Raw genomic sequence first — 11,856 nt, 5'->3', positions numbered from 1 at the left:
TATAATGAAAGATGAAGAAACAGGTAAAGTATATTTAAAGTTTTGGTTTAGAGACCTATTCTTTTTAATCATAGGTGTTTTTTCAGCTGCATTCGGGCTAGAGAGTTTCTTGCTGCCAAATAGGTTTATTGATGGGGGAGTAACAGGAATTTCCCTCCTAATAACCGAAACATCTAACCTGCCATTATACGCTCTGATAATACTGGTTAATATTCCGTTTTTAATTTTGGGATATAGAGTTATTGGCAGAGTTTTTACAATCAAAGCTACCCTCGCAATCTTGGCACTCGCTCTTACCTTGGCACTGATAGAATTTCCTGAAATCACTCAGGATAAACTTTTAGTTGCTGTATTTGGAGGGTTCTTCTTAGGTGCGGGTATTGGTCTTTCCATTAGAGGTGGCGGCGTCTTAGATGGTACCGAGGTGCTTGCAATTTTTCTTAGTAAAAGAATCGGATCCAAAATAGGGGATGTTATTATTATTATTAATATTCTAATCTTTTTGGCTGCGGCTTATATGCTCTCTATTGAGGCAGCCTTATACTCTATGCTCACCTATCTGGCGGCTTCTAAAACACTCGATTTTGTGGTAGACGGAATAGAAGAGTATACAGGGGTAACCATTATTTCAGAAAAGAGTGAAGATATCAGGGTTATGATAACAGAGAAGCTCGGGAGGGGTCTTACAATTTACGATGCGCGTGGCGGCTATTCAAATCTAGGAAAGCATAATAAATACGAAGTTATTTATACGGTTATTACCCGTCTGGAAATTAGTAAGCTAAATAATGAATTAGCAAAAATAGATTCGAATGCCTTTGTAGTGATGAATAGTATTAATGATACCAGAGGTGGAATGATTAAAAAAAGGACTATATAGCGAATATACCTTCTTATATTTTCAATTTTTAGTGCAGTTGTATGTTTATCTATTCTTTTCCGACATAAGATTTATGAAAAATATCAAAGAAGAAACTATTCAAAAAGCTATTATATCCGATGCCTTGAAGAATTCTTATAACTATGGTGATTATAGTAGTCTGGTGCACAATTTAGCAACCCAAGGAAAAACAACTGGCCCGGAACAAAAACCCAGCTTGGTAGAATATACACGTTTAAATAGCAGGAGAATGAAGCGTTGGGATAAGACCTTTAAAACTCCAGTAGATGCAGATAAGGCCCTTTTTAACGCAGAGCACTCTGTTCTATTTTTGGTAATTACGGAAAGTTGGTGTGGAGACGCGGCGCCCAGTCTACCTATTATGAACAAACTTGCTGAGAATAATGATAATATTAGTTTAAAAATTGTTCTAAGAGACGAAAACGAAAGACTCATGAAATATTTCCATACCGACGGGGCTCACTCTATCCCAAAGCTAATAATGCTTAATCCGTCGAATATGGATGTTTTAGGTACTTGGGGTCCACGACCTAGCAAGGCTACAGAAATGGCGCGTACATTCAAATTATCTAACGGAAGTTTAACTGCGGAATTTAAGGAAGAATTACAGCTATGGTATAATAAGGATAAAGGACAGAATATTTGGTGTGATCTTGAAAATCTACTTTCCTTGAAATAAATAGGTTATAGTTCCTTTTTGATTGCTTTTTATGTCTGAGCTAAATTTGGCTTTGTAGGCATACGTAATTGCATTTTCTACAAGGCATCCATTGGATGTATTTGAACTTTTTGCATTGAAATCTGCATTAACCACATTTCCCGAACTATTTACCTGGATGTTTATAACCACTTTACCTCCTTCAATACAAGTATATATTGGAGGGGGCAACTGGTAGTTGCGTCGGTTTATTAAAGAAAAAGAGATAGAAGTTTTACGTTTTTCCAAGTGATTTGTAAACTCTTTTTTGTTAGATTCTATTTCTTCCAGAAGCTGTTTCTTTTCTTCCCTTTTCTGTGCTAACTCTTTTAAACTGGCTGCATATCCGGATTCAGAGTTTAAGTACTCCTGAAAGTCTTCCTCACTAAGTGACTGTTCTTTTTCTTCTAAAAGCTCTTCTAAGGTTTTTAATGGCTCAGGCTCTTCTAATTGAGACTTGGCTGTTTCATTGAAGGCCATATGACTCTTAATTGGGTCTGCATTTGCCAACTCCTCTTGCTTATCTAACTCTTCTAAAATCTTTTGAAGATCTTCGTCCGCCAAACTCATTTCAATAACATATTCTTCTTTCTCTTCAGAACCTAACTGTATACTATACAATAGGAGCACCACAATAGACAGGGAGAAGAAAGTTATTATAAAAGACAATTGACTTCTATTTAGTTGCATATGCTTATAACCTTGAATTTTGCTAAATATTATAAAAAACTAACTTAGACCATAAGTTGATTTTTATAAAAGTTCATTAAACACACTAGGTGCCATGGCTTTATTTACGTTATAATCACCTATTTTGGTTCTTCTTAGGGCCGACAAATGTGCGCCAGACTCTAGGGCAATTCCAAAATCATGTGCTATTGTTCTAATATAAGTTCCCTTGCTGCAGCGAATTCGAAAATCAATATTAGGAAGTTCAACCTTAATGATTTCAAATTCAAATATTTGGACCTTCCTTAATGAAATGTCGGCTGTCTCTCCTTTTCTGGCATATTCATACAGGCGTTTTCCATCTTTTTTTAATGCAGAATAGATGGGAGGTTTTTGTGTGATAACGCCAATAAAATGTTCCGTGGTCTTGATTATTAAGTCTTGGGTTATATGATCGGTTCTGAAGACTTCGTTTACTTCAGTTTCCAGGTCATAGGATGGTGTTGTGCCACCTAGGGTAATTGTACCGGTATATTCCTTGGGGAGCCCTTGAAACTCACTTATTCTCTTAGTGTATTTCCCAACACATACCAATAATAACCCAGAGGCTAGTGGATCAAGGGTTCCGGCGTGGCCAATTTTAACTTTTTTTAAATCAAACTTTTTGCGAATGGCCCATTTAATTGAGTTTACTGCCTGAAAGGAAGTCCATTGTAAAGGCTTATCAATTAAAAGTAATTGGCCGTTTAAGATTTCTTCTTGGCTGTATGGAGCCATTTTAAATTATTTAGTACGTAATATCTATGCCCACAGGCCAAATCCGATAGCAATGCAACCAACGATAAAACAATAGATAGCGAAATAGCTTAATTTACTCTTTTTTACCAGCTGAATCATCCAGGTACATGCCACTAAACCTGCAAAAAAGGCAGAAAGAAAACCGGCTCCCATGGCAATAGACTGATCTGATTGGAAATGTATTTCTCCTCCTAATATATCTTTAGCCATCTTTCCAATAATCAAAGGAACAACCATTAAAAAGGAAAACCTGGCTGCCTTAGTTTTGTCTACTCCTAGAAGTACTGATGTAGAAATCGTTGCGCCGCTCCGGGAAATACCGGGTAAAATGGCAATGGCCTGAGAAACACCTATAACAAAGGCATTTAAATAACTCACACTTTTTTGTGTTTCTTTGGCCTTGTCTGCTAAATAAAGTAAGAGGGCAGTAATTAATAGCATATAGCCAACGAAGGCTACATTTCCACCAAAGAAACTTTCCAGTTCTTTTTCGAATATCAGACCAACCAATGCCGCGGGAATCATCGATATAACAATCTTTAAACTAAATTTCGTCTGTTCATTCCATTTAAACTGAAAAAGGCCAACCAAAATTTCTTTGACATCTTTTCGAAATACCACTATTGTACTTAGGGCGGTAGCAAAGTGTAAAACCACGGTAAACAACAAACTCTCTTCAGGAATAGACTGGTCACCTAAGATGGCCTTTCCCAATTCCAAATGACCGCTGGATGAAACCGGCAGGAATTCAGTGAGCCCTTGTATAATTCCCAATATAATGGCGTCAATTATTTCCAATTAACTGTTCTCTTTCTTATGTGGGTTTAACAAGATGGCATAAACTTCAACCGCCAAACCAATTAGTACTAAGGTAGGTGCCAGGCGAATTCTTCGAAAGTTATAAATGTCTGGATTAAAAACATTAGGGTCATCACTTCCTCCTCCGCTCATTAAAATAAAGCCGAGAGCTATTAAGCCAAGGCCAATAAACATAAAGAGGTAATTCTTTTTTTGAAAAATAAATTCGGCTTGTGATTGCTTAGAATTTTTATTTTTTTGTTTTAAACTCATATGCAAATTTAATAATATAAATCGTCTGTTCTAAGATTCAGGAATCTCTGTGTTGCAAAATAGGTGCTAATAAATGAAATTAGAACGCCTAAGGCTAAAACACCAGCGAAAATAATGGCTAAAACCACTTGGTCTTGGAAAATATTTAATTCAGGGAAATTAAGATTTAGATAGTATAAAAACACCCCCAGAGCAATTAGCGCAAAAAAAGCACCTAGAATTCCTAGCTTAATATTAGTCCAAATAAAAGGCCCGCGAATAAACCTTTTTGTAGCTCCTACCATTTGCATGGTTTTAATGATAAATCGCTTAGAGTAGATAGACAGACGAATAGAACTGTTAATTAATAGAACAGCAATAAGAGTGAAAATGGCACTGGCAGTCAAAATCCAAAACGAAATACGTTTAACATTTTTAGTGAGAAGGGAAATAAGTGGTTTATCATAACTTACTTCTTCAACATAATCTCTGCTTTGCAATTCCAACGCTATTTCTTCTACCTTTTCCGAAGAAACAAAATCGGCCTTTAGAGAAATGTCTATAGAATTTTTTAGAGGGTTATATCCTAAAAAGTCTAAAAAGTTTTCCCCAATTTCTTCGCTGTGAATTTGTGCTGCCTCATCTTTAGATACATACTCAGCAGACTTAGTATAGTCTGAAAGTAACAGACTATTTTGTAACTGATCTACCTCTACTTGCTTGGCGTTGTCTTTTAAAAACACTGATATTCTTATTTGCTCTTTAAAATGATCGGCTAATTTTTTGGTGTTTAAGACTAACATGCCTAAAACACCTAACAAAAAAAGAACCAAGCTAATACTAAGTACCACTGAGAAATAGGAGGTAATTAGTTTTCTTTTCTGATATCTTTCAAAAGACTTGCTCATATCGGTATAAGGATGCGTAAAAATAGGAAAGTAAATTGAATAAACTTATTTTTGCGCCACATGGATTTTAAACAAAAACAATGAATTACAATTTTAAGGAAATTGAATCAAAATGGCATGCGTATTGGGCAGAAAAAGGCACTTTTAAAGCTGTTACCGGTTCAGAAAAATCTAAGTTTTATGTCCTAGATATGTTTCCTTATCCCTCTGGTGCAGGTTTACATGTTGGTCACCCTCTGGGTTATATAGCCAGTGACATTTACGCCAGATATAAAAGGCACAAGGGCTTTAATGTATTACATCCTATGGGTTATGATTCTTTTGGTCTGCCTGCTGAACAATATGCAATTCAGACAGGACAGCATCCTGCCATTACTACGGAAACCAACATTAAAAGATATAGAGAGCAATTAGACAAACTGGGATTTTCCTTTGATTGGGACAGAGAAGTAAGAACTTCAAACCCACAGTACTATAAATGGACCCAATGGATTTTTATTCAACTTTTTAACTCTTGGTATGATAAAGACAAAGATTCTGCTAGACCTATACAAGAGTTGATAGATGTCTTTAAAGAAGAAGGAAACAGTATGGTAAATGCCTGTTCCGACGAGAATACACCAATTATATCTGCCAAAACCTGGAAGGAAATGAGTTCGCAGCAACAGCAGCAATTATTACTCAAATATCGTTTAACTTATCTGGCAGACACAGAGGTTAATTGGTGTCCCAAGCTAGGAACAGTTTTAGCTAATGATGAAATAATAAATGGGGTTTCCGAGCGTGGAGGTTTTCCGGTGGTTCGAAAAAAAATGACTCAATGGAGCATGCGAATTACTGCTTTTGCGCAGCGATTGCTCGATGATTTATCTTTAGTAGATTGGCCCCAATCCTTAAAAGACGCACAGACTAATTGGATAGGAAGATCTGTGGGAGCATCAGTCACCTTTTATACAAAACCAACTGCGAAACAAACACAATCTTTGCCCATTAACGTATTTACTACTCGCCCAGATACGATATTTGGTGTGAGCTTTATGACTTTGGCTCCAGAACACGATTTGGTTCTTCAACTAACCACTGCCGATCGGGAAGAAGAGGTTAGAGAGTATATTGCCGTCAGCGCCAAAAGATCCGAACGGGATAGAATGTCTGATGTAAAAAGAATTAGTGGGGTTTTTACCGGAGCATATGCCATTCATCCTTTTACCAAGGAATGTATTCCTATCTGGATTGGAGATTATGTGCTTGCAGGTTATGGAACTGGGGCAGTTATGTCTGTGCCATGTGGTGATCAAAGAGATTTTGAGTTTGCAAAGAACTTTGATATTCCTATCCCCAATATTTTCAACGAAGTAGATATTTCTGAAGAAGCCTATGCAGAAAAGGGCAAAACTACCTTAGTAAATTCTTCTTTCTTAGATGGATTAGCCTTTAAGCAGGCAACTAAAAAAGTAATTGAGGAATTAGAGGCCATCGAGCAGGGAAAAGGAAAAGTAAATTATCGACTTAGAGACGCAGTTTTTAGCAGACAGCGATACTGGGGAGAACCTTTTCCGGTTTACTATGTAAATGGAATGCCAAATATGGTTCCCGAAGATTGTCTTCCTATTGAATTACCGGAAGTGGAGAAGTATTTGCCTACAGAAACAGGGGAGCCTCCTTTAGGGAATGCAACAGTTTGGGCTTGGAATACAAGTACAGAAACGGTTGTGGACAATAAGCTCATTGATGAAGAGACTATCTTCCCATTAGAACTAAATACCATGCCGGGATGGGCGGGGAGTTCGCAGTATTTTAATCGATATATGGATCCTAAGAATAATGATGCTATTTTTTCAAAGGAAGCCATTGCGTACTGGCAGCAAGTAGACCTATATATTGGAGGTGTTGAACATGCAACAGGGCATTTATTGTATTCGCGTTTCTGGCAGAAGTTTTTGTTTGATCTGGGCATTGTTCCGCACAAAGAATACGCTGTAAAGCTTATAAATCAAGGAATGATTCTAGGTACAAGTGCCTTCGTTTACCGGGAAGTTAATACAAATAAATTTTTGTCTAAAGGGCTAGTAAAGGATAAGGAGGTTATTCCAATTCATGTGGATGTGTCTTTTGTAAATTCTTCTGACGAGCTTAACGTAGAAGCATTTAGAAATTGGAGACCTGAATTTGCTAAAGCTGAAATAGAATTAGAAAATGGGAAATATATCGTTGGCAGAGAAGTCGAAAAAATGTCTAAATCAAAATATAATGTGGTCAACCCAGACGAAATTTGTGAAGAATATGGTGCAGATGCCCTAAGACTATATGAAATGTTCTTAGGCCCTATAGAGCAAGCCAAACCTTGGAATACAGCTGGTATCTCTGGAGTATATTCTTTTTTGAAAAAATTATGGAGACTATTTCATTCTGGCTCGGATGGGCAGTTTTATGTCTCTGATGATGAACCCCCTAAGGAAGCTCTAAAAACTTTGCATAAGACCATTAAGAAAATAGAAGAAGACATTGAACATTTTTCTTTTAACACCTCAGTTTCAACTTTTATGATCTGTGTAAATGAACTCTCTTCTCTGAAAATATGTCATAGAAGTATTCTGGAGCCTCTGAGCATCTTAATTTCTCCCTATGCTCCTCATTTGGCCGAGGAATTATGGAATAAATTGGGACATCAAGAATCTATAGCATATGCCTCTTTTCCAGAATTTATAGCCTCACATTTAGTAGAGGACAATAAACAGTACCCAGTATCCTTTAATGGTAAAATGCGCTTTGTTATTGAGTTACCCTTAAGTATGAATAAAGAGCAAATTGAGGACGCTGTAATGAAGCATCAAAAAACCATAGATCAGTTACAAGGTCGAGTTCCAAAAAGAGTCATTGTTGTTCCTGGTAAAATTGTAAACATAGTAGGGTAATAAAACATAGAAAGCTGCTATTTATCATTTTATTTCTTATTGATTTTTAATTTTTAGTCTGATTTTTTTGTCGGCTCTAATTTTAGTGACAATTTTGGCTTTAATTGCTAAAGTTTCAACAAATGATTATCGGAGTTCCAAAAGAAATAAAGAATAATGAAAGTAGGGTTGGGATGACTCCCGCGGGAGTCTTTGAACTAACAAAATTTGGTCATACCGTCTATATACAAACTGGAGCCGGAGAAGGCAGTGGGTTTTCTGATAATGATTATAAGATTGTCGGTGCTGTCATTTTGGATACAATTGGTCAGGTCTATGCCATGTCCGAGATGATTGTAAAGGTCAAGGAACCAATTAGAGAAGAATACAACTATGTTCAAAAAGACCAGCTAATCTTTACTTATTTTCATTTTGCTTCAAGTGAAGAACTAACCCAAGCAATGCTAGCCAGTAAGGCTGTCTGTATTGCATACGAAACGGTGGAAGATGCAGACGGAACCTTACCCCTTTTAACCCCAATGTCCGAAGTTGCAGGTAGAATGGCAATACAACAAGGAGCAAAATTTTTAGAGAAACCAGTAAAAGGTCGGGGAGTATTATTAGGAGGTGTTCCCGGAGTTGCTCCTGGTAGGGTTTTGGTTTTGGGAGCAGGCGTGGTAGGGACGCAGGCTGCAAAAATGGCAGCTGGTTTAGGCGCGCATGTCACCATATTGGATATTAATATGAAACGCCTTCGTCATATTAATGACGTATTGCCAAGTCATGTTGTCACGGAATATTCTAACGAGTATAATATTCGCAGACATATCAAATCACACGATTTAATAATCGGGGGGGTTTTACTTAAAGGCTCGAAGGCCCCAAAGCTCATAAGCAGAGATATGTTGAAGGATATGCGTTCTGGGACGGTTATAGTAGACGTAGCAGTAGATCAGGGAGGTTGTATAGAAACCACAAGACCTACTACACATGAAGATCCTATTTTTATAATAAATGACGTGGTTCACTATTGTGTAACCAATATGCCGGGAGCGGTGCCACATACTTCTACAATGGCCCTGACCAATGTAACCCTGCCATATATTCTAAAACTCGCAAACCTGGGGTGGGAAAAGGCTTGTGAAATAGATGATTCCCTTAATAAAGGACTTAATATTGTTAAGGGGAAGGTGGTTTATAAAGAAATACGGGAAGCTTTTAAGACCTTATAGCCAAAAAAACACTTTTTTGTCAGTTATATATCGTCAGAAAAAGTTGGCCGAATTTTTGCTATATTGTTAGTAAAAGTATAAATATTATGATGACGTATTATGTTCTAATTGGAGCGATTGCTTTGGTTAGCTGGTTTGTAAGCAATAAGTTAAAAAGTAAGTTTAAGTACTATTCCAAAGTTCATTTGAGTAATGGGATGAGTGGAGCAGAGATTGCAGAAAAGATGTTGGCCGATCATGGAATTCGTGATGTAAAGGTTGTCTCCACTGCAGGAATGCTAACCGACCACTATAATCCTAAAAATAAAACGGTAAACCTTAGTGAAGGAGTATATAGTCAGAGAAATGCAGCTTCTGCTGCAGTAGCGGCACATGAGTGTGGGCACGCTGTACAACATGCGCAAGCTTATGAATGGTTAAGTCTGAGGTCTAAATTAGTTCCGGTAGTTAGTATTACTTCAGGCATGTCTACCTGGATCGTATTTGGAGGGCTAATGTTAGGTGCCGCCGCGGGGGTTGGCTTTGGATATTATGTAGCAATTGCAGGTCTGGTAATGATGGGTTTTGCTACCTTATTTAGTTTTATTACACTTCCTGTAGAGTATGATGCTAGTAACAGGGCATTAAAATGGCTCAAGGCAAAAAGCATAGTTACCCAAGAAGAATATGCAGGTTCAGAAGACTCTTTAAAATGGGCTGCGAGAACTTATTTAGTTGCAGCTATTGGTTCTTTGGCTACTCTTGTTTACTGGGGCTTGCAAGTATTTGGAGGCAGAGACTAAGCACCTTTGCTACTCTTTAAGGTCTTTAAATTGATATTTGTCTGTTTATTTGTTGTTCTAAAGAGATAAATGTTTCTGTTCTGGATACCCCTTCTATTTGTTGTATTTTTTTATTCAACAAAAACATAAGGTGTTCGTTATCCTTGCAAAGAACCTTTATCAGAATAGACCAATTACCGGTGGTATAATGACATTCCAAAATTTCTGGAATTTTTTCTAATTGCTTAACAGCAGACGGGTTACTCATGGCTTTATCCAAAAAGATCCCTATATATGCCATAGTAGTATACCCCAAGACCTTTGGGTTTATCACAAAATTAGAACCAACAAGCAAGCCAGATTTTTCTAATTTTCTCAATCGCTGGTGAATTGCGGCTCCAGAAATACCTATGTTTCTTGCTATCTCTAGAATTGGTCTTCTGGCATCTTGAATCAAATAGCGTAAAATCTTTTTATCGATTCCGTCAATTTTCACATTTTGTTTGGAAGATTTCATGGTATTAATTAAGATTAAAGCTAAAGATACCAATAATAGCCCTTTAGCCAGCTACCGAATCGGGATTATAACCAAGATAGGGTACTTCATATTCTTTAAAGATGATACCATTATTTGCCAGTTCCCTTAAAATTGGCTTATAGACCTCCTCCGCAATTGGTATTTGCACACCAGCCGTGGTTATTTTCTTATTGAGAATTAGCAAGGTTGCAATGGCTACAGGTAACCCAACGGTTTTGGCCATGGCTGTATAATTTTGGTTTTCACCAATGACCACCATGTTTGAGTCTATTTGTTTTTGAACCCCGTTAACTTCGTATCCCAGTTTGTGATACATAACAATCATATCCTTATCATCAGCGGCCATAGTCCAGCTGTCTTCTAAAATATACTGTAACATTTGGGCCGGAGTTGCGCTTTTTAGAGGAATTGTTTTTGTTGAATCAAATAGATTTAATTCTAATAATTTACCCCACATTATATCATCCTGATCAATCTTTAAATAATGTCGAAGTTTCAATTCTACAGAATCTGTTGGAGAGTATGGCAAAAACAAATTGATATACTCTCTATATGACATATTTTCTGAATTTTCGATAGTATAACTGTCATCCGTCATCCCCAATTGCACAAACATATTCCATGCTTTCGAAAAACCAACCCTCCTCATCGTGCCTCTGTATAGAGTTAACGCATCGTTTAAACCATATGCTTCTTTATAATTTAGAGAATCTCTATTGGCATAAGCCTCGAATACGCCATAACCATCTATATCCATAAACTCCGTCCTTCTAAACAACTTCTGATAGGGAATATATTTATACGAACCTTCCTGAATAAATTTAGCGGCGCCACCTTGTCCGGCTAAGACAACATTTCTGGGATTCCAGGTAAATTTATAATTCCAGAGATTATTGTCAGATTCAGGGGCTACTAAACCTCCAGTAAAGGACTCGAACAACAACATTTTACCACCCTGACTCCTAATGTTATTGATTATCTGCATCGCACTCATATGGTCTATCCCCGGGTCTAGACCAATTTCATTCATGAAAATAAGCCCTTTTTCACGAACCTCTTTGTCTAGAGATCTCATCTCGCTACTTATATAAGAAGCTGTGACGAGATTTTTGTTGTATCGAAGACAGTCATGCGCCACTTTAGAATGAAACCTGGCAGGGAGCATAGATATTACGATATGAGCATTTTGAATTGCTACTTCTCGCTGTGAATCATTATTGATATCTAAAGTAATTACTTTGCATGCCGGATGATTTTTTGTTTTGCTTGGAATAGAATCAGGCTTTAAATCTCCAATAGTTACTTCTAGATTTTCTTCAGAAGCTTTGTTAAGCAGGTAGTCCTGTAGGTAGGAAGTAGATTTCCCTGCTCCAATGACCAATATATTTCTCCGCATTCGAATTATTTA

12 protein-coding genes are annotated in these 11,856 nt (G+C 37.2%); 5 read left to right on the top strand and 7 right to left on the bottom strand.

The features are described from left to right. The first annotated feature begins 4 nt into the window (after positions 1-4). Together PXG98_RS01810 and PXG98_RS01805 are read left to right on the top strand one after the other, a co-directional pair. Positions 5-880 carry a YitT family protein gene (locus tag PXG98_RS01810; protein ID WP_276388691.1) on the top strand — a complete coding sequence of 292 codons (876 nt, stop codon included), beginning with the start codon at positions 5-7 and terminating at the stop codon, positions 878-880. Between the two features lie 73 nt (positions 881-953). After that, the gene (locus tag PXG98_RS01805) at positions 954-1,580 is read left to right on the top strand and encodes a thioredoxin family protein (RefSeq protein ID WP_276388690.1); all 627 of its coding nucleotides are present in this window, start codon (positions 954-956) and stop codon (positions 1,578-1,580) included. Here the strand turns inward: PXG98_RS01805 and PXG98_RS01800 are convergent. From PXG98_RS01800 to PXG98_RS01780, 5 genes are all read right to left on the bottom strand, one after another. Further along, positions 1,563-2,267 carry a hypothetical protein gene (locus PXG98_RS01800; RefSeq protein ID WP_338150218.1) on the bottom strand — a complete coding sequence of 235 codons (705 nt, stop codon included), beginning with the start codon at positions 2,265-2,267 and terminating at the stop codon, positions 1,563-1,565. The genes PXG98_RS01805 and PXG98_RS01800 overlap by 18 nt on opposite strands. A gap of 84 nt (positions 2,268-2,351) precedes the next feature. Further along, a complete protein-coding gene (truB, locus tag PXG98_RS01795) occupies positions 2,352-3,044 on the bottom strand; it encodes a tRNA pseudouridine(55) synthase TruB (protein WP_276388688.1) in 693 nt (230 codons plus the stop codon). Positions 3,045-3,068: 24 nt separating this feature from the next. Further along, the gene (locus PXG98_RS01790) at positions 3,069-3,863 is read right to left on the bottom strand and encodes an undecaprenyl-diphosphate phosphatase (protein ID WP_276388687.1); all 795 of its coding nucleotides are present in this window, start codon (positions 3,861-3,863) and stop codon (positions 3,069-3,071) included. Continuing rightward, positions 3,864-4,136, bottom strand: a complete 273-nt coding sequence (locus PXG98_RS01785; RefSeq protein ID WP_276388686.1) for a DUF3098 domain-containing protein — start codon at positions 4,134-4,136, stop codon at positions 3,864-3,866. It lies immediately after the preceding gene. Positions 4,137-4,144: 8 nt separating this feature from the next. Then, positions 4,145-5,023 carry a cell division protein FtsX gene (locus tag PXG98_RS01780; RefSeq protein WP_276388685.1) on the bottom strand — a complete coding sequence of 293 codons (879 nt, stop codon included), beginning with the start codon at positions 5,021-5,023 and terminating at the stop codon, positions 4,145-4,147. 80 nt (positions 5,024-5,103) lie between these two features. On the opposite strand from PXG98_RS01780, the gene leuS reads away from it, so the two are divergent. From leuS to PXG98_RS01765, 3 genes are all read left to right on the top strand, one after another. Further along, the gene (gene leuS, locus PXG98_RS01775; protein WP_276388684.1) at positions 5,104-7,938 is read left to right on the top strand and encodes a leucine--tRNA ligase; all 2,835 of its coding nucleotides are present in this window, start codon (positions 5,104-5,106) and stop codon (positions 7,936-7,938) included. A 122-nt stretch (positions 7,939-8,060) separates the two neighbouring features. Continuing rightward, positions 8,061-9,149, top strand: coding sequence for an alanine dehydrogenase (ald, locus tag PXG98_RS01770; protein ID WP_276388683.1), 1,089 nt, complete (start codon positions 8,061-8,063; stop codon positions 9,147-9,149). Between the two features lie 86 nt (positions 9,150-9,235). Next, positions 9,236-9,931, top strand: a complete 696-nt coding sequence (locus PXG98_RS01765; RefSeq protein ID WP_276388682.1) for a zinc metallopeptidase — start codon at positions 9,236-9,238, stop codon at positions 9,929-9,931. A 25-nt stretch (positions 9,932-9,956) separates the two neighbouring features. On the opposite strand, the gene PXG98_RS01760 is transcribed toward PXG98_RS01765, so the two are convergent. Together PXG98_RS01760 and PXG98_RS01755 are read right to left on the bottom strand one after the other, a co-directional pair. Beyond that, positions 9,957-10,427: an Lrp/AsnC ligand binding domain-containing protein gene (locus PXG98_RS01760; protein ID WP_276388681.1), complete on the bottom strand. Its 471-nt coding sequence runs from the start codon at positions 10,425-10,427 to the stop codon at positions 9,957-9,959. A gap of 43 nt (positions 10,428-10,470) precedes the next feature. After that, the gene (locus PXG98_RS01755) at positions 10,471-11,844 is read right to left on the bottom strand and encodes a saccharopine dehydrogenase family protein (RefSeq protein WP_276388680.1); all 1,374 of its coding nucleotides are present in this window, start codon (positions 11,842-11,844) and stop codon (positions 10,471-10,473) included. Between the last annotated feature and the right edge of the window lie 12 nt (positions 11,845-11,856).

It is taken from the genome of Eudoraea chungangensis, from assembly GCF_029360665.1.
GTDB classification, from domain to species: Bacteria; Bacteroidota; Bacteroidia; order Flavobacteriales; family Flavobacteriaceae; genus Eudoraea; species Eudoraea chungangensis.
Note: the sequence above shows the minus strand (reverse complement) of the source record. Positions and strands in the feature narration are given on the sequence as shown.